13 protein-coding genes are annotated in these 17,767 nt (G+C 62.1%); 2 read left to right on the top strand and 11 right to left on the bottom strand.

Annotated elements, in window-relative coordinates:
- Nucleotides 1-129 precede the first annotated feature (129 nt).
- A complete protein-coding gene (locus J3U87_RS07470) occupies nt 130-1,035 on the bottom strand; it encodes a hypothetical protein (RefSeq protein ID WP_237382413.1) in 906 nt (301 codons plus the stop codon).
- Between the two features lie 27 nt (nt 1,036-1,062).
- The gene (locus J3U87_RS07465; RefSeq protein ID WP_237382412.1) at nt 1,063-3,117 is read right to left on the bottom strand and encodes a M1 family metallopeptidase; all 2,055 of its coding nucleotides are present in this window, start codon (nt 3,115-3,117) and stop codon (nt 1,063-1,065) included.
- A 602-nt stretch (nt 3,118-3,719) separates the two neighbouring features.
- Here J3U87_RS07465 and J3U87_RS07460 point away from each other — a divergent pair.
- Nucleotides 3,720-4,280, top strand: a complete 561-nt coding sequence (locus J3U87_RS07460) for a GNAT family N-acetyltransferase (protein WP_237382411.1) — start codon at nt 3,720-3,722, stop codon at nt 4,278-4,280.
- Nucleotides 4,281-4,571: 291 nt separating this feature from the next.
- Here the strand turns inward: J3U87_RS07460 and J3U87_RS07455 are convergent, their stop codons facing one another.
- The 8 genes from J3U87_RS07455 to J3U87_RS07425 all read right to left on the bottom strand — a co-directional run bounded on the left by J3U87_RS07455 (nt 4,572) and on the right by J3U87_RS07425 (nt 13,738).
- On the bottom strand, nt 4,572-6,122 hold the full coding sequence (locus tag J3U87_RS07455; RefSeq protein ID WP_237382410.1) for an SLC13 family permease: 1,551 nt from the start codon (nt 6,120-6,122) through the stop codon (nt 4,572-4,574).
- A 620-nt stretch (nt 6,123-6,742) separates the two neighbouring features.
- Nucleotides 6,743-6,871: a hypothetical protein gene (locus J3U87_RS34975; protein ID WP_272932471.1), complete on the bottom strand. Its 129-nt coding sequence runs from the start codon at nt 6,869-6,871 to the stop codon at nt 6,743-6,745.
- Nucleotides 6,872-7,076: 205 nt separating this feature from the next.
- Nucleotides 7,077-7,841 (bottom strand): cell division cycle protein 123 family protein, encoded by a 765-nt coding sequence (locus J3U87_RS07450; RefSeq protein WP_237382409.1) that lies wholly within the window; start codon nt 7,839-7,841, stop codon nt 7,077-7,079.
- Between the two features lie 28 nt (nt 7,842-7,869).
- A complete protein-coding gene (locus tag J3U87_RS07445) occupies nt 7,870-8,358 on the bottom strand; it encodes a hypothetical protein (protein WP_237382408.1) in 489 nt (162 codons plus the stop codon).
- Between the two features lie 63 nt (nt 8,359-8,421).
- Nucleotides 8,422-9,351: a hypothetical protein gene (locus J3U87_RS07440; RefSeq protein ID WP_237382407.1), complete on the bottom strand. Its 930-nt coding sequence runs from the start codon at nt 9,349-9,351 to the stop codon at nt 8,422-8,424.
- Between the two features lie 427 nt (nt 9,352-9,778).
- Nucleotides 9,779-10,690, bottom strand: coding sequence for a DUF4123 domain-containing protein (locus J3U87_RS07435; RefSeq protein WP_237382406.1), 912 nt, complete (start codon nt 10,688-10,690; stop codon nt 9,779-9,781).
- A gap of 214 nt (nt 10,691-10,904) precedes the next feature.
- Nucleotides 10,905-11,390, bottom strand: a complete 486-nt coding sequence (locus J3U87_RS07430; RefSeq protein ID WP_272932508.1) for a PAAR domain-containing protein — start codon at nt 11,388-11,390, stop codon at nt 10,905-10,907.
- Nucleotides 11,387-13,738, bottom strand: coding sequence for a type VI secretion system Vgr family protein (locus J3U87_RS07425; RefSeq protein WP_237382404.1), 2,352 nt, complete (start codon nt 13,736-13,738; stop codon nt 11,387-11,389). Before J3U87_RS07425 ends, J3U87_RS07430 begins: the two co-directional genes overlap by 4 nt.
- 572 nt (nt 13,739-14,310) lie before the next feature.
- Between J3U87_RS07425 and J3U87_RS07420 the strand changes: the two genes are divergently transcribed.
- Nucleotides 14,311-15,147, top strand: a complete 837-nt coding sequence (locus J3U87_RS07420; protein ID WP_237382403.1) for a PoNe immunity protein domain-containing protein — start codon at nt 14,311-14,313, stop codon at nt 15,145-15,147.
- 1,293 nt (nt 15,148-16,440) lie between these two features.
- Here J3U87_RS07420 and J3U87_RS07415 read toward each other — a convergent pair.
- A complete protein-coding gene (locus J3U87_RS07415; RefSeq protein WP_237382402.1) occupies nt 16,441-17,649 on the bottom strand; it encodes a 6-bladed beta-propeller in 1,209 nt (402 codons plus the stop codon).
- Between the last annotated feature and the right edge of the window lie 118 nt (nt 17,650-17,767).

Genomic DNA, 17,767 nt, shown 5'->3' with positions numbered 1-17,767 from the left:
CATCTTGCCAAAGCCTGACGCCTGATCTCCGATACCGTGCCCACCCACTCAATCCACCTTGGGAGTGGCAATCGATTGAATTTTGGATGGGTACTCGGTAGGAACCTGATTGGCGCCAATCCTAGCACATCAGACGGGCAGCCGTCTTCGCGGCGGCAGGCCTACCGCTTTCAAGGGTGCGCGGGTGCGCAGTTTTCGGAACAGCCGCAGCTCGGCGTCGTACAGCCACAGTCGCGCGGCCTGGCGACCCAACATCCAGATCTGCTGGAGCAGGATCAGCAACCAGCCGGACTCGGGCAGGAACCCGCGTGCCTCGGCGTAGAGCCAGAACCACAGGGCCAGGACCACCGCCACCGAGAGCGCCAGGCCCACGACCGAAAAGAAACGCCGGCCCACGAACACCACGCCCTCGTACAGGGCCAGACTGGCGGGCGCCTGGCCGGTGGTGACCATGTAGATGCGCGCGTAGTCGAAGACTCTCAGGTAGAGCAGCCAGCCCAGCGCAGGCAGCGCCAGGGCGGCCCAGCCCCCGTAGAACTCCACGGCGGCCGGTAGCTCCGGTCCGTAGATCGCCTCCAGCGCCAGCAACACGCCGCCGTGGAGGAGGGGCGCGAGCGCGAACAGCGGAATCGACCAGACCAGCAGCATCACGAATTTCGGGAAGAAACGGCCGGCATCGCGCCAGAACAGGGCGGCGTGATCGCCGCGGCCCTGAAACAGCACCGAAAAGACGCCCCCCGAGAGGAATACCGAAAACAACGCGTACAGCCCGATCGAGATCGGCAGCATGCCCTTCGCCAGGTCCCAGGAGCCTTGGCGGTAGAACAGAAAATCCACCAGGAAATGGGGATCCAGCAGGCCGCCGTCACCCACGACGCGACGCTTGCTGTAGGACTCGAAGGCCATCCAGAACGGCGCCAGGCATACCAGGGCGGCCACCAGGTTGGCGAAGAGCAGGGTGAGCAGGGTGCGCGGATAGCGCGGGACGGCGGGCAACGCGCGTCGAAGGCAATCGATGAAATGTGGTTTTCGCATGAAGTACCTGTCAGTGAAAGGGTGGTGTTACCAGGCGAACAGTTCCAGCAGGAGTTGGAAGCGCATCAGCCAGCGCGTGGCTTCTCGCTCCGCCGGCTCGGGATCGGGCAGGCGGCGCCGGCTGTTGTTGACGAGGTTGGCGTCCATCGGGATCTGGTTGTCGGGGTCGACCCTGGCCGCGGTGAGCCGCTGTTCCGAATCGAAGGTGAATTTCTTCCAGGGTTCGTCGCCGGCCCAGTGTTCGATCTCGGTGGCCCCGTCCTCGTACATGAACTGGACCTTGACGGGAAAGACGAAATCGCCCAATCGCTGCACGGTCACCTCGTTGGTGTACTTGCCGGTTTCGAGGGTCACCGCCTCGCTGTCGCGGCCGGCGGGTTTGGGCGCCGGTCGCGAGCGAACCCGGATCACGGTGTAATCCAAAACCCGATTGGTGTGCAGCAACTGGTCGAAGAACCAGCCCAGATCCTGGCCCGAGACCTCGCCGGCCAAGGCCACGAAATCCTCGGATTTGGGATGGCGAAACTTGAAGCGCTCCACGTAGGTGCGCAGCAGGTCGTCCATGACTTCCGTGCCCAGGTAGTGTTCGAGCGTCGTCAGGGCCAAGGCCGGTTTGTTGTAGGCGTTGATCACATAGCTTCGCACCGAATTGTATGTCCAGACCGGTAGCAGCATGGGATCGCCGCCCGGCTGAAGGATGAAGCCGCGTCGGCGTACGTCCAACTCGTTGACACGCAGGTCCCACAAGTCGATGGTGCTGCCCTTGGAACCGTACACGTCCTTCATGACGCGGCATTCCAGGTAGGTCGTAAAGCCTTCGTCCAACCAGACTTCCGTGAATTCGTTGGACGCCAGCAGGCCGTAGAAATACTGATGGGCCAGCTCGTGAACGATGGTGGCTTCCATCAACCGAATGCGGCTGGGCGTGCCGTAGGAGGTGCCGGCCGTGATCAGGGTCGGGTATTCCATGCCGCCGGTGGCGCCGGCGCCGGGCTTGGGGTCGACCACGGTCAGTTGGGCATAAGGGTAGGGACCCAGTAGTTCCTGAATGCGGGCCAAGCCCTTCCTGACCACGTCCAGATGGCGCTGGGCCTGGTAGGCGTGTTCCTTTTGGATCAACAACCGCAGCGAGATGTCGCCCAGCTTGTCGTGATGCACCTCGAAATCGGGACTGGTGGTCCACGCGAAATCGTGAACGTCCTCGGCGCGGTAGGCGTGGGTTCGGGTGCCGTCGTTGTTGTGGCGGACCTCGACTTCCACTCCGCTGGCGCCCAGAACGAAGTGAGCCGGAACCGTCATGTCGACCTCGTACACGCCGAAATCGGCGTAGAACTCGCTGTTCGCGTGGAACTGATGGCAGTTCCACGCGCCGTTCTCGAACACGCCGATCTTGGGAAACCACTGTGCCACCAGGAAGTAATCGTCCAACGCGCCGGTGCGATCGTGGGCGGGATCGGGCAATTGCAGGTCGAAGGTACAGTAGACCCAGACGTATTCGCCCGGTGCCAGCGGTTCGGCCAGGGGAATGCGCATCACCGTGCGATCGTGCACGTTGCCGTCGTCGGGCCAGATGAAACTCATGCGGTCCGTCACATCCGGCATGTCGGCCGCGGTCGGCGGTTGATCGAAGTGGGAAATCACCGGACGGACCTCTTCCACCAGACCGTCGCGCTCTTCGAGCGTCACGCGTGGCGGCACCGGTTGGACGCGGATCTCCGTCACGTCGATGTGTCCCCAGGCGCCCGGATCCTCGCCCAGGCTGCGCATGCCCGATTCCTTCATGTAGGTCGACAGGTTGTTGCGAAAGGCATTCATGTACAGATGGAACTGGAGTTCGCTGGTGGGAAACTCGGTTTGGTTGTGCCACAGCAGGAATTGGCGGCCTTTCAGGCTGTGGTTTTCGGCGTCGAGCGCGACGTCGATGCGGTAATTGGCGATGCGCGGGCTCAGCGGCGATGCGTCCGGGTCCTGGCCGGAGAGCGGCAGAATCGCGCAGATCAGCGCGAGGGCGATGGCGATCGCGCGTTTGCGTCGCGCGGGTCGCAGGCTCGATGAACGAGGGGGATCGATGAGGAATGCCATGAATGCTCCACACTACGGGCGTGAGAGGCCGGGTCGCGGCGTCATGTATATACGCGTCGACGGCCTCCGGGCCGGATCGTCCGATATCGGAATTCGGGCAGGGGAGGGGTGTCGTCCAACGCGAGATCCTGACGGCTCGATCGAAACGCGAGGAGATCGAGCCCTTCCGAAACCAAAGATTGGCTGCCGGCGGCGACAAATGCCGAAACGAGAGGAACAAAAGCCGGTTGGAGACCGCTAGATTCTACCAGAATTCTCGCGTGAGATTCAGCGGCGGTTTCGGTTACTCGGGCGATACCCCCGTCGAATCGGCAAAATCCAACCCACCCAAAATGTATCCAATCGACTCGCGAGGGCTTACTCGTTCGAGGCGCAGGCTGTTATTCTAGGGCGATGCGATTCGGAAAAACACCGCCTTTTCCGCCTACTTCCCGCACCGGCCGGCCAGGGCCGCATGCGCGAGAGGTTCCCCTCCGGCTGCGATCACTGAATCCCAGGACATTCCTCGATCGGGCGACCTGACGGCAGCTTCGCCAGTCCTCGTCGAGGGTTGTCGGTCCTTGTCCCCAGTAAACGGACCCAATCGTTAGGAGGATTGATTCATGACCCGAACGGAACTTTTGTGCGTCTCCCAGACCGATGACCTGGTTTTGCGCGACGGTGACGCGAACGATGCCGCGGCCATCGCGGCGATCTACAATCAGGCGGTGCGGGCCGGCGGCTCGACCATGGACAGTGCGGAAAAATCCGAGGAGGACATGCGTGCCGTGATTCGCGGTTTACACGAGCGGGAAGTCGTCCTGATCCTTGAACGGGGCGGCGAAGTCCTGGGATGGGGCCTCGTCAAGCGCTACAGCGATCGCCTTGGTTATCGCGTGGCCTGCGAGACTTCGGTCTACTTGCACTTCGCGCATCGCCGCAAGGGATATGGGAGCACCCTGAAGAAGGCGCTTTTCGAACGGTGCCGGCACTTCGGGTATCACCACATTGTGGCGAAGGTCTTCGCCGATAACCAGGCGAGCATCGGATACAACCGAAAATTGGGTTTCGAGGTGGTCGGTGTGCAAAAGGAGGTCGGCTTCGCGAACGGTCGTTGGCACGACGTGGTGATCATGCAGCTCATACTGGACGACGTGCCCCCGTATCGACCGGAACTGGGATGACCGGCTCGGGTGATCGGGTTCGGGAGGCCGCCAGCGAACGGTTCGGGCTCCCGATTCGTGCGGTTGCCGCCGATGCCTGGCCCCCGATCGCGATTCGAACGGGAATCCGCGATCGGGATCCGTGGCCGCGGTCTGGGGACGAACTTCGAAGCGCGGCATGTTGCGTGACGACCCTCGCCCACGGCGGTGGGTGCGGTCGTTCGAAGGCCGGCTCGCGAGGCCACCGAACGGAGCGCCGGAAGGAGGGCTCGCCGATGCGACGCGCCCGATGGACCCCTTCGAACCCCGTCTTCAGTTGCCCATGACCACCGGAACCCAGAAGAACGAGGCCAGCGTGACCAGGGTGATCCCGATCAGGTTGAGCCAGAGACCGACGCGAGCCATTTCGGGGATGGTCAGTTTGCCCGAGCCGAACACGATGGCGTTGGGCGGTGTGGCGACGGGCATCATGAAGGCCAGGCTGGCGGCCAGAGCGGCCGGGAACATGAGCATGATCGGATCCATGCCCATGCCGATCGCGATCGCCGCCAGGATGGGGATCAGCGTCGCCGAGGTGGCGGTGTTGCTGGTGAGTTCGGTCAGGAAGATGACCAGGGTCGAGACGCCGACGATCAACATCAGGATCGGCAGGTCCTTCCAGCCGGCGACCAACGAACCCATGTAGGCGCCCAACCCGTTGGCTTGGATGGCGGCGGCCAGGGCCAGCCCGCCCCCGAACAGGATCAGGATGCCCCAGGGGAGCTTGACCGCGGTTTCCCAATCCAGCACGAAGATGCGTTCCTTGATGTGCACGGGCAGGCAGAACAACAGCATGCCGGCCATGATGGCGATGGTGGCATCGGTCAGGCCGGCCAGCGGTTGGATCCCCGCAACCGTCATTTGCGTGAGCATGGGCCGCGTCAACCACATGAAGGCCGTCGCGAAGAAGACGACCATCGTGATCAGCGAACCGCGGTTGATGGGACCCAGCTTGTCGTATTCGTCGCGAATCAGGTTGTGCCCGCCCGCGGGTGCTTCGGGGCTGACTTTGTAGAACACGCGGGTCAGCAGCCACCAGGTCAACGGCAGGAAGATCGCGCTCAGGGGAAACCCGATCATGAACCATTTCGAGAAGCTAAGTTCCATGGCGAAGCGGTCGCGCACGTAGGAGGCCAGAAACAAGTTGGGTGGCGAGCCGATCAGGGTGGCCAGGCCGCCGATCGAGGCCGAGTAGGCGATGCCCAGCATCAGGGCTTGGGCGAAACTCCCGCTTTTGCCGGAGGCGTTCGGTTCGGCGCGCTCGTCCACCAGGGCAATCACGCTGAGCGCGATGGGCAGCATCATGATGGCCGTGGCCGTGTTGGACACCCACATGCTCAGTACCGCCGTCACCAGCATGAAGCCCGCGATCATCAGGCGCTTGCCCCTGCCGAAGTAACGCAGGGTGATGAGGGCGATGCGGCGGTGCAGGCCCCAGCGTTCCATCGCTTTCGACAGAAAAAACCCGCCCATGAAGAGGAAAATCAGTTCGTGGCCGTAGGATTGCGCGACCTTTTTGACGGGCACCGCGTTGGTCAGCGGGAACAGGACCAGCGGGAGCAGCGCCGTGGCCGAAATGGGGATGGCCTCCGAGAGCCACCAGACGGCCATCCAGGCGCCGGTGGCGGCCGTGGCGCGGGTGGCGTGGCCGATGGCGACGGTTTGGCCGTCGCTGTCGAGGTATCCGGCGGGCAGAAGAAAGTAGACCACCACGGCCAACAGCGGGCCGGCAAAGAACCCGATCCATTGGATGGTGGTGCGGTCCAGACGTTTTTTTTCGGGCTTTTGGGTGGTAGAGGCCGAATCCGCGGGACGGTTTTGCATGACGTACCTCGGTGATGGCGGAGAATTGGGAGCGAATCGGACGCCGGCTCGCCGGGACCCGAGCGTTTCGGGAGCAAGAACCCGTGGAGAGCCGCTGTGTGACGCGGGGAGATGTTGAACAGCTTACGTCTTGTCGCTTTGCGGCGTCAACAGACGGAATTTTCCGATGCGCACCAAAAAAGCAAAGCGGGTACCAGGGCCGTTTGGGCAGTGTAACTCGTTGTTGATAAACCGGTTTTCCACGAAAGTGGCTTCGTCCTGGAAAATCGAGACAAACATGAATGAGCAATGTTCCGCAGCGGTGCTCGGGTCCTGTGCGCTTTTTCGCATGCGTGGAGGTGACCTGACATGGATAGAAATCGATCATCGAGAGATCTAGAGACCCGGCTTATCTGCTTCGCTCTTTTCCCGCTCGATCTTGCGAAGCATTGGCGCTTCGAAGTGTCGGCCGGGCCGGCCAAACTACTGCCGCGCCGACTCTCAAAGCATGCGGGAACTCTGAGTATGGATTGCTTCGAAATGTTCATCGGGCCGATGAACAGACCGGGCACGACGAATCTCTCGGCATCCAGTCAACACCGCGGATGCACGCGACACACTGTTTCTGGATGGGCGCCGTCCTACAGGTACCGGAAGCTTCCGTCGAAATCCCCTTCGCGGGTCCACGAGAACATGGCGGGACTGGTTTGCACGATGAACGGGTTCAGCTCCAGCAGCCGGGTCTCGAAACGGCCTTCGGCCGCCGCCACCGGATCCTCGAAGTGTCGGCCGGGCCGGCCAACCTACTGCCGCGCCGACCCTCGAAGCAGGCGGGAACTCTGAGTATGGATTGCTTCGAAATGTTCATCGGGCGGGCTTACCGCCCCTGATGCCCCTACCGGGCACGACGAATCTCTCGGCATCCAGTCAACACCGCGGATGCACGCGACACACCGTTTCTGGATGGGCGCCGTCCTACAGGTATCGGAAGCTTCCGTCGAAATCCCCTTCGCGGGTCCACGAGAACATGGCGGGACTGGTTTGCACGATGAACGGGTTCAGCTCCAGCAGCCGGGTCTCGAAACGGCCTTCGGCCGCCGCCACCGGATCCAGGAACACGTCCACGATGACCGACGGCAGGTGCAGCAGCGGCCGAATCTGCTCGAAAAAGCGCCGAATCGAATCCTCGATGGCGGGCGCGTGGCGGTGAATCTCCGGAGCCGAACCCAGGTAGCGGTGATCGTATTGCGAGATGCCCACCAGTCGACCCTCTTCCACGAAACAGCGGAACTCGGTCCAGGCCGGCAGGGTCAGCCACTCGCGCAGGAACAGTCGCGGCAGATACGAGTAGTCCAGGGCGCAGCGGATATCGAAGGCGATGCGTCGCGAATGGGTGGTCAGCAGGGCCAGGCCGTCGGCCGCACTGCGCACCCGCATCCCGACCTCGTACGCGTAGTGGGCGTCCTTGGGGCTGCGCGATCCCAGGCGCAAAAAGGCGCCGTCGGGGAAGGTGGCCAGGCCTCGCTCCAAGCGGTCGCGCAGGCCGTCCAGGTTTTGGAAGGGGCGCAGGTTGTGGAACCAGGATCGATACCGGGTGTAGGAGACGGCCGCGTGCAGCTCGGCCTCGGGCACTTCCAAATCCAGGGTTCGAATCGAAAGGTCGTGCAGGGCGGCGGGCCAATTCTCGATGAAGGTCGGGCTGATCTGTTCGGCGAAGGTTTCGGCGGACCAGGGTCTCATGGGTGGTACCTCCCGCGTGCCGCCTCGATCATTGCTCGCCCAGGCGTTTCAGCAGTGTGTTCACGGCGTCGGCGCGCTGCTCGGCGAAACCGTCCCAGTAGGTTTTGGCGAACGCCAGCACCGAGCGCGCCGGGCGCCAGGGCTCGCTGTCGGCGGTGGGCGCCCAAACGCAGATACCCAGGCGGTGCGAGGTCACCTCGCCGGGATTCTCGATTTCCAGGTCCGGATCCGTTTCCTGCAATTCTTTCAACAATTGCGCGTAGGGTTTGTCCAGCAGGGTTTCCCCACCCAGCAGCGGCTTGGCCGGTTGCCAGATCTCGATCGCTTCGGCCGTGTCGTCCTGCGCGCTGTAAAACACGTGGATGCGGTGGTCCTTGAAGTCGTCCGTGTCCGTCAGGCTGAACATGTTCTTGCGGAAGGGTTCGGCCCGCTCTGGCATCGTCTTGCGCACTTCCTCGCGGGACATGCCGAATTGGATGGGCCCGACGCCGCGAAAGGGAACGATCGTCAATTTCATGGGAAACTCCTGGGAAAAGAGAATGGAGCGCGCCTTCGCCGCCGGCATCGCACCCCGAGCGCGTCAGAATTCAGCCAGTTTGGCGTCGTCCCAGAAATCGTCCAGTTGGTCGAATTGGGGGTCGTACTTGTCGCCGAACTTCAACTGACTGTCGGTGCGGTCCATGTCGACCGCATCCTGTAGTTTGCCCTGGTTGATCATGTCTTCCTGGACGTCGCGGTAGAGCTTGGCCTCGCGGGAACTCCCCGTGGTGGCCGCGCGCGAATGATCGTGGGAGTCCATTTGGAAGGCGCCGCCCTCGTCGGTGGGCACCTTCTTGTTGGCGGAGTTGGCCGGCGAGTGGTTGGATTCGGCGTAGGTGTCGTCGGGTCGGTTGTCGGGCCCCTTGGTATTCTTGTGCGCACCCGTTTTCTTTTCGTCGTCCGGCACCGTGTCTCGCTGGTGCTTGCGGGCACAACCCTCGACGTTCCTATCGCGAATGCGGGCGTTGGCCCGGTCGCGCAAATTCTTGCCTTTTTTGCTTTTGAACAGGCCTTCCAGGCGATCCCTGGCGCCTTCCACCGCGCTTTCCCATTTCTGGTTGAGCGCGTCCAGCTCGGCGATCGCCTTTTTGATGCGTTTGGCGGTGGCCGGGTCCAGGCCCTTCTCCACGTGTTTGAAGAGCGCCTTCATGCTCTTGAGGCGATCCTGCATCTTCTCGATGGCGCGGAACAACTTGGCGAACTTGCCGGTCTTGCCGATCGCATCCCCCACGTAGGGAACGATCGAGACGACCGAGAGCCCGGCGCCGACGAAATCGCCGCGCACGAGACTGAACAAGCCGCCGGCGATATCGGAGAAGGGCGTGGGGTCGAAGATCCCGGCGATGTCGGTGAGGCCCTGGCCGACGGCCAGCATCATGTCGGTATTCAGGCGCGAGAGCAAATCTTCCATGCGCGTGCCGACACTGGGGTTGAGGACGAGGTCGCCCGCGGTATTGCGCGTGAGGCCCATATGCTTACTTCCTAATCATGCTTCTTTCGGAAACGACGGTTGTAGCCCCCATGTGTCACGAGATTTCGTCTTCGGTGGGGAGCCTCGATGAGAACGTGCGGGTCGGGGACGAGCGGCTCGAAAGGTCGCGTTCCCCGTGCGGCCTGGGCTCGGCCGTCAGGCCTCGGGAACCGGCCGAGCACGTTGCCGGTACCCGAAATCCGAGGGCAGATCGCGTGCCCAGTCAGCCGAAATTCACGACCGAGGGCGATCGCGCGTCTCTGAATGGGCACCAAACCATAGGGATAGGCGGTTGGGAACCGTGCCCCGCGTAACGAGGTGGCACGGCAACGATTCCGGCGGGGCGGGATCGGTTCCCGCGGGTCGAAGCGTTTTTGGGGCGAACCCGAAGGCACCCGGCATCAACCGGTCGCCCCGGGGCGATGGATCATTCCTCGAACCAGGCCATGTGGTCGCTTTTCAGGCCGATCTGGTTCCACAGACCGTCGGGGATGCGATCCAGCATGACGTCCAGTTTTTGGGTGGTGGGAAGGTCGGGGTCGTCCAAGATGGCGCGAACCTGGGGATGCTTGTCGAAGTCGGGTGCGAATTCGAACATCAAGGCCACGAAGGTCATCAGGTCGTTGGCGCGGCTGAAGCCGTTGCGGCGGGCGCGTTTGATGCCGTTCTCCACCCAGATCTCGAGGGTGTCGGATTCTACTTTGTGGACGCGTGGGAATTCGTCGAGTACGAACTCGATGACTTCCGCGAGGAATTTCTCTTCGTCGTAGGTGAAGAAGGCGCTGCTGTGGGCCTCGGTGAGGCGAAAGGTGTGGTGGGGATAGGTCTCGCCCTCGATCTCGGGATCGTAGCGGAAGTGAACGAGGCTGGCCTGCGCCATACCGCTGGTGACCTGTTCGATGGGGCCGAAGAAGTGGCGAATCTCGGTCGCGGTGGAGCTGAGCAGGAACGGAACCAGCACGCGCGGGTCGTAATAGCGAAACAGGAACTTTTTCTTGTCCAGGTTGGCGACGAACTCGAACGTCTTGAGATGGGCGAACACCGCATCGAAGCCGGCGCCGCTGACCAGGAAGAAACCCCAAGGTTGGTGGTACAGGTCGTTCTTGACCCAATCGAGCAGATCCGCATCGGCCTGGAACAGCCAGGGGGCGGAGGCCCACAGCCCTTTGTCACCCGGCTTGCCGTGGAGGCAGCGACTGGGGGTGGTTTCGGCGCGGGCCAGGACGGGCGGCATGTTGCAGGCGTCGATTACGGCGTAGAGCCGGCCGGTTTCGGCGGCCGATTGGAGTTCGAGCCATTCGGCCGGTTCTTCGACGAGTCCGGATGGATGTTTCAGCATGTGTTCCCCTTGGTTGGGTTGTGTTTCGGCGTTGTTCCGCAGGGCAACCGATGCGGGTTTCGAGGTTTGGGCGAGGTGAGTCCGCGCCGTTGCGGGCGGTGCGATCGGACCGGGTGTTGCCGCTGCCCACTGTACCATGCCGCAAGCCGTCACCAGCAGCGGTGCCAGGAGCACGTCGCGGAGCCGGGGCAGGCGGGTCGGCCCGGCCGATCGATCAGCCGCCGATCGTGACATTGGTGGAGCCGCTCATGATTTTCCCGCCGTGGGACATGGTGTCGCCCAGGCGGGCCGCCGGCGCACCTTCGATCGTGACCGTGGCACTGCCCATGACCACCGAATCCGCGCCGCCACCACCGCCGCTGCCGCCGGGGCCCTCGCTGCACTTGTTGTTGTCGCAGCCGGAACCGGCCATCGGCGAGCCGCTGGACTTGGCGTTGCTCATCGTCTGCGCTTGGGCCGCCGTTCCGGGACACATCGCCAAATCGCCGACGCGCGCCGCCGCCTGTTTGTTGATGACCACCGTTTTGGCGCCCATGTAGATGGCGCCCGCACCGTGCATCGGCATCGGGCAGACGGTCGTATCGGTAAATCGAGCCGCGGGTTTTCCCATGGTATCTCCTTTCGTGGATGCGCCGCCTGCGGTTCGCCGTGGCGCGGGTCCTGGGTCGTGGAGGGGTCGATCTGTCGCGCCTCGCCTCAGTTGAGGCTGATCATGGCGCCTTCGACCGTCACGTTGCCCTTGGATTTGATGCTGATCGTGCCGCCTTCCAGGTTCAGCGGGCCCTTGGCCTTGACGTTGATCTGGGTGCCCTCGATGTTCACCTGACCGGCCCGGTTCAGCGAGATCTTGGCACCGCCGCACTTGATGTCCAGCTTCATGCCCACCATGATCTTGCGCATCAGCATCACTTCCTCGGTGTGCGACAGGCCCACGGCGGTGTTGAGCATGCCGCCCACCTGGACCGCGTAGGCCCCGCCGACGGTCACCGATTTGGCGGCCATCACGTTTTCGACCGAGGCCTTGGCCACGTTCTCCATCTTCACCTTGCCGATGTTGTGCGACAGGTTCTGACCGATGTTGACGCTCTTGTTCTCGCCGATCAGCTCGTTCTTGTTGGCGCCGACGACCTCGCTCGAATTGCTGCCCACGGTGACGTTCTTGTCGTTGCCCACCAGGGTGCGGTGATCGTTGCCCACGATCTGCTGCCGGTCGTTGCCGATGGCCGAGACCTGGTCGTGGCCGATCTGGGTACTCTGGTCGACCCCCACCTGGGTGACCTGGGTGTTGCCGACCGCGGTGTTCTGCACGTTGCCCACGACCGTGACCTGGTCGATCCCGATCTGCTCGGTGTGGTTGCTGCCGACCGCCATGGCGCGGTCCTTCCCGATCACGGTTCCCTGGTTGTTGCCGACCGTGTGGGCCTCGTTGTTGGCTACCGTGAGGCCTTGGTTGTTGCCGACCTTCATCACCCGGTCCACGCCCACGGCCAGGTTTTGGTTGTTGCCGACCGTGATCGCCTGGTCGTGGCCCACCATGCGCTGCTGATCGTTGACAACCAGGACCGTCATGTCTTTCTGGGAGCGGACGTCGAACAGTTCCTTGCCGTCGGTGTCGTCGAAGATGATGTGGTGGTCCTTGATGGTCTTGATCGCGTTCTGGTACTTCTCGGCCGGGCCCAGCGGTGCCGCCTGGCTGTCGTTGTAGACCCGGCCCACGACGATCGGGTGGTCGGGGTTGCCCTTGAGGAATTCCACCAGGACCTCGTGGCCCACCCGTGGGATGAACTGGATCCCGTAGTCGCGACCCGCGTAGTTGTTGCTGACCCGCACCCACATCGAGGAGCGTTCGTTCTTGGGGCCTTCGCGATCCCAGTGGAACTGCAGTTTGCAGCGACCCATCTGATCCAGGTAGACTTCGCTCCCGCCGGGTCCGGTGATGGTGGCCGTCTGGAGACCGTGAACCCTGGGGCGCGGTGTGTCGGCCTTGGGCCGGAAGGCTTGGCTGGAGGGCGCCGCGCCGTAGGTGCAGCGGTAGGTGCCCTGTTCCCCTTCGATGTGCAGGTTGGAGATCATCCACTTGCCGTTGAGGCTCTCGTCGTAGTGGTTCTCCAGGTCGAAGGTGCAGCCGACCGCGAACGAGCGGCAATTGCCGCGACCCGAGAGTCCCGAAACATCCGATTGCTGGGCCTGGGAAATGATGTTGGCCATGCGGTCGCCCTTGCCGGCATCGGCGTGCAGCGTGTTGTGGTCGTAGATTTCCAGGCCGGGATGGACCGCGGAGGATGCAGCCGTCTGGCCCGACATGAGCTGGATCTGCGAGGCCTCGTAGTTGTAGTCGTGACAGCTCACCTTACCGCCCACCAGGTTGATCACGTAGTCGGCGGTGAACAGTGCCTCGGCATCCTTTTCTTTCAGCTCGCCGTCCTCGTCGTAGCGGGCCACGCTCTCGGGTCGGCAGGGCTGGTGCGCGCCGGGATGGTCGGCGAACACGATGTTGGCGCTGAAATGGTCGTAGAAGAAATACGCGCCCTCGTCTTCCAGCAGCCGCATCACGAAGTTGAGGTCGCTCTCGTCGTACTGCAGGCAGTACTCGCGCTCGGGGAAGGCGTCGTTGGTGCGCCACTGGAACGACACACCCAGCGCGCCGCAAACCTGGGAAATGATGTCCTGGGCCGTCATGTTCTGAAAAATGCGCGAGCGTTTGGTCTTGCCCAGCAGGTAAATTTTGGGACGAATTTCCACCCGGTATTGGTAACGCTTTTCCATGGAGGCGTCTTGGCCGTGGAACCCGCTGCGCATCTGACGGACTTGGGTGACGATGCCGTTCAGCGGCCGTTCGCCTTCCTGTTTGGTGCCGGCCTTGATCGTGATCCCGGCCATCTGGTTGATCAAGCTCGTGGGTGGTACGGGGTTGCGCGCTTCGATTTCCACCGTCAACAGGCCTGGCGCGTGCAGGCGTTCATCCAGGCTGTAGGTCATCACCTTGACGTTGGAACCGGGCCCTTTCCACATGACGTCGTCGACGTTGTGGCGATGGAACTCGCTCATTCGGAACCTCTCTTATATCCATTGGTGTCTCGTGGAAACGATATGGAAATCCCTTGAAAAATAGTGATAAGGAGGGATTTCACGCTGCTATTGGGGACCTGTTGTCTGATAGAACGATCGAAGGTCGACGGATTCTACACATACAAATAAAAAATGGACAAAATAGTTTTGAAACGCTGGGCGAAACGCCGATCGGGTATGATTTCACCCTACATCGGTTGTGAATGAGGTTGCAACAGATTTTCTCGTTGAGGAAATTTCGGTTGGTGCGATCGGAGGCCCTCCGACGGTAATTATCGTCGGAGGGCCTCCGGAGAAGACAGGCCTTGGGGAAAACGACCGGGCTCGATTCCGAAACTCGATGAATTTGGGCCCGGACGTGACGAAACGACCACAAACGTGTGAGGGAGGGGAGAAGATGAATCGATTGTTCAACGTACGTTACTTCAATCGAGCCAAAACATCGAAAGCGCGCCGACACGCGGCGTTGGCGGGGGAGTCGGGCTGTCCCTGCCAGGGGATGCCTGTCGAGGGCCTCTTGTCTCGATCGTCGAAAAAACGGGGGTGATTCCATGGAGAAGGTCAAACGAGCATTTTTTGGGTCCGAGGAATATTTCGATCGCGACGTGGCCCGCCGGAAAAAGGCATTGGTGGAATACGCGCGGGCCCTGGCGGATGCGCGCGAGCAGGGTGGCAACCAGGCGCTGTACCTGTACGAGATCTTCGTGCGGCAGTTCCAGCGCACCGTGTCCCACTACTCGCGCGGCGACGATCTGGAGGTGGTGCGGCAGCACTTCGCCGAAACCCTGCAGACCCTGTGTGAATACCGTCGGGAAAAGAATTTCAAACCGTTGGACTTGATGGATTTGGAGCAATACCACTACGCTCTGGAAGTGTTGGCGCTGTGCCTGCTGTTCGATGCGCCGCGCAATTGGTTCGAGGCCGTGGTGGTCATCGTCGAGGCCGGGCGCGCCCAGGATCAAGAGGACTATTTGATCGATTTCCTGATTTCCTGTTGGGATGCCGAGCGGGAGCCCAGCGGGACCTGCCTCCATCCAGATCCCTTCCAATGGCTGCGCAAGGCGATCGAGGCCGACCACGACGAGGACCGCCTGCTGCACTTGCTCCAGTTTCTCCAGGTCTACCGCCACGATACCGCGTCGTTGCCCTGGAGTGAGAGTCACATGACCGACGACGGCGCCTTCTTCGGGTTCTGGTCGTTCACGCTGGCCGCGGTCGTGCGCGAAATGGGTATCTCCGACGAGGCCTTCGCGGCGAACATGCTGTACCCGGAAGACATGGTGGCGCGCGAGAAGGTCGCACCGGGCAAACCGGAAAAGGTGGAAGTGCCGCCGGTGGAGATTCCCGAGCCCAAGACGGACAGCCTACCGGATTCCTTAGCGATCTAGCGAAGGGTTGGTAGCGTGGCTGGATCGCTCGTGTTCCCAAACCGAAGTGAACCAACCAGGGAGTTCCCGCATGCGGAGAGAGGCGTGGTGCCCGGTAGGTGCATCCGCCGGATGCACGGATCGAAGTGATCCATGCGGGGAGTACCCGCATGTATTGAGAGTTGTCGCGGCGGTAGGTTGGGCCGCCGGCCCGACATTTCGAAGCGAATCCGACAAGGAGTCCCCGTACCTCGAGAGAGGCGTGGTGGCCGGTAGGTGCATCCGCCGGATGCACGGATCGAAGTGATCCATGCGAGGAGTGCCCGCATGTATTGAGAGTTGTCGCGGCGGTAGGTTGGGCCGCTGGCCCGACATTTCGAAGCGAATCCGACAAGGAGTCCCCGTACCTCGAGAGAGGCGTGGTGGCCGGTAGGTGCATCCGCCGGATGCACGGATCGAAGTGATCCATGCGAGGAGTGCCCGCATGTATTGAGAGTTGTCGCGGCGGTAGGTTGGGCCGCCGGCCCGACATTTCGAAGCGAATCCGACAAGGAGTCCCCGTACCTCGAGAGAGGCGTGGTGGCCGGTAGGTGCATCCGCCGGATGCACGGATCGAAGTGATCCATGCTGAGAGTCCCCGTACCTCGAGAGAGGCGTGGTGGCCGGTAGGTGCATCCGCCGGATGCACGGATCGAAGTGATTCCTGCGAGGAGTGCCCGAATGTATTGAGAGTTGTCACGGCGGTAGGTTGGGCCGCCGGCCCGACATTTCGAAGCGAATCAACCAAGGAGTTCCCTTTAATCCAGAAGGTCAGCACTGCCAACCATCTGTCCTTGATGCGTTGTCCCAGTAGGCTTACTGCCCCTGAACCTGGCACGACGTCTCTTCTGAAGTGGAAAACCCCGAAGTAGGATTATTTCGATGAAGTGGGCTTCGTTCTTTTGCGTATTTTGCTGATGTTGCTTGCGTTATTCCGAAATGTCGGCCCAGCGGGCTTGCCGCCCCTGACCAACCCACCTGGCAGAATGACCCCCTGGGAATGCGGGGACTGCCGGGATGGATGGCTCCGAAAAGGTTCATCGGGCCGATGAACCTACCGGGCAGGACGGCGCCCTGGGAATGCGGGGACTGCCGGGATGGATGGCTCCGAAAAGGTTCATCGGGCCGATGAACCTACCAGGCACGACGCCTCTCGCGAAATGCGGGAACTGCAGGGATGGATGGCTCCGAAAAGGTTCATCGAGCCGATGAACCTACCGGGCACGACGCCTCTTCTGAAATGCGGGACCTTCGGGGATAGTCGCGATGTGACGGTTATTTCTTTAGGTCGAAGCGAAAGCGAACCAGGCTGTTGCTGCCGTCCTCGTGGGTCTCCACGGCGTAGGCGTGGCGACCTCGAAACACCATCGTGGTCAGCGCGTCGTCGCCGATCGTGAAGCTGCCCCGGTAGCGTCCCTCGCGATCGAACAGGTCACCGCGGTTCAATCGCGTTTGCGGATTGACCTCGTGAATCACGATCAAGGTGCCGTCTTCCATCAGGCTCAAGCCCGCGATCGGGAACTTGACCCCGGGAAACTCGGCCAGTTTGGCCGCGCGCCGAATCAGGTTCACCGAGATCAACTCCTGGAGATTGGTGGGCAATTGGGTCAGGATCGCTTCGCGTACCGGCAGGATCAGCGCATCGACTTCCGCCTGGGTGAGCGGAATGGGGTCGTAGTCGCGGCGGATCGTCCGGTTCTTGACCAGTTCGTTCCCTTTGGCCTGCCAGCGCGTGACCTCGTAGGCGTCGGCCTGCGCACTGTACATCACGTCCTTGCCCTCGAAGACCGCAAAGGCGTTTTGACCCTTGCTCAGGACCCGGAACCGCTGCCCCAGGAACTCGGCCCAGTGGTTGGGATCGTTGATGCGGGTGCTGTCCAGCGACATGGTCTCCCAGTACAACAGCGATTCCTTTTTGGTAAAGGCCTCCTCGCCGAGATCGCAGGCGACGATCAGGTATTCGGTGATCTCCACCTGGCGCTGGGGGTCCACCCGCGTCGTCGTGGCGGCCATCAGGCTTCGATCCTGGTTAAAGGTGCCGAAGCGGGGAAAGAAGGGCAGATTCAGGGACTTGCGTTCCACGAAGGCGAAGCTGGAATCGTACAGCGAGATGCGCGTCACCGCGCCGAAATTTTCGAAGACCAATGCGCGCCCGTCGTCGAAAATCTGGAAATTGACCATGTTCTGGAATTCGCCGGGACCTTCGCCGCGACCGCCGATCGCCCGGACGAAGGCGCCCGAGGCATCCCACTCCAGCAGGCGGCTGTCGCGCTGGTCCATCAGGAACATGTGCCCCTTGCGATCGACCTGAACCACCTGGTTCGAACCGGCCCATACGTGATCGTCGTCCACATCGTTCGACGAAATACGCAGTTCGGCCTCGAAGGTCAGGGTCCAGGGCTTGCCCACGGCGCGCTTTCCGTTGGTGACCTTGTCGGGCGTGGCCGCCAGGGTGGCCAACAGCACCCAAAAAATTGCATTCATGTCCTTTCGCTCCCACTCTTGGTATCGACTGCCCTCCGGAGGCCGTGCGTCGAGGTAGGGTGCCGTTGCGAATCCCCGTAATATGCCCAAAGAGGAATCCAACGGCACCCTGGACGCC

Origin of the sequence: Sulfidibacter corallicola (assembly GCF_017498545.1) — a bacterium.
GTDB classification, from domain to species: domain Bacteria; phylum Acidobacteriota; class Holophagae; order Acanthopleuribacterales; family Acanthopleuribacteraceae; genus Sulfidibacter; species Sulfidibacter corallicola.
Note: the sequence above shows the minus strand (reverse complement) of the source record. Positions and strands in the feature narration are given on the sequence as shown.

Bases quoted from the DNA above. Each gene is read 5' to 3' on its own strand.
- J3U87_RS07425 (WP_237382404.1), bottom strand. From the start codon at position 13,738: ATGAGCGAGTTCCATCGCCACAACGTCGACGACGTCATGTGGAAAGGG.
- J3U87_RS07440 (WP_237382407.1), bottom strand. From the start codon at position 9,351: ATGGGCCTCACGCGCAATACCGCGGGCGACCTCGTCCTCAACCCCAGT.
- J3U87_RS07445 (WP_237382408.1), bottom strand. From the start codon at position 8,358: ATGAAATTGACGATCGTTCCCTTTCGCGGCGTCGGGCCCATCCAATTC.
- J3U87_RS07450 (WP_237382409.1), bottom strand. From the start codon at position 7,841: ATGAGACCCTGGTCCGCCGAAACCTTCGCCGAACAGATCAGCCCGACC.
- J3U87_RS07460 (WP_237382411.1), top strand. From the start codon at position 3,720: ATGACCCGAACGGAACTTTTGTGCGTCTCCCAGACCGATGACCTGGTT.
- J3U87_RS07465 (WP_237382412.1), bottom strand. From the start codon at position 3,117: ATGGCATTCCTCATCGATCCCCCTCGTTCATCGAGCCTGCGACCCGCG.
- J3U87_RS07455 (WP_237382410.1), bottom strand. From the start codon at position 6,122: ATGCAAAACCGTCCCGCGGATTCGGCCTCTACCACCCAAAAGCCCGAA.
- J3U87_RS07415 (WP_237382402.1), bottom strand. From the start codon at position 17,649: ATGAATGCAATTTTTTGGGTGCTGTTGGCCACCCTGGCGGCCACGCCC.
- J3U87_RS07435 (WP_237382406.1), bottom strand. From the start codon at position 10,690: ATGCTGAAACATCCATCCGGACTCGTCGAAGAACCGGCCGAATGGCTC.
- J3U87_RS07470 (WP_237382413.1), bottom strand. From the start codon at position 1,035: ATGCGAAAACCACATTTCATCGATTGCCTTCGACGCGCGTTGCCCGCC.
- J3U87_RS07420 (WP_237382403.1), top strand. From the start codon at position 14,311: ATGGAGAAGGTCAAACGAGCATTTTTTGGGTCCGAGGAATATTTCGAT.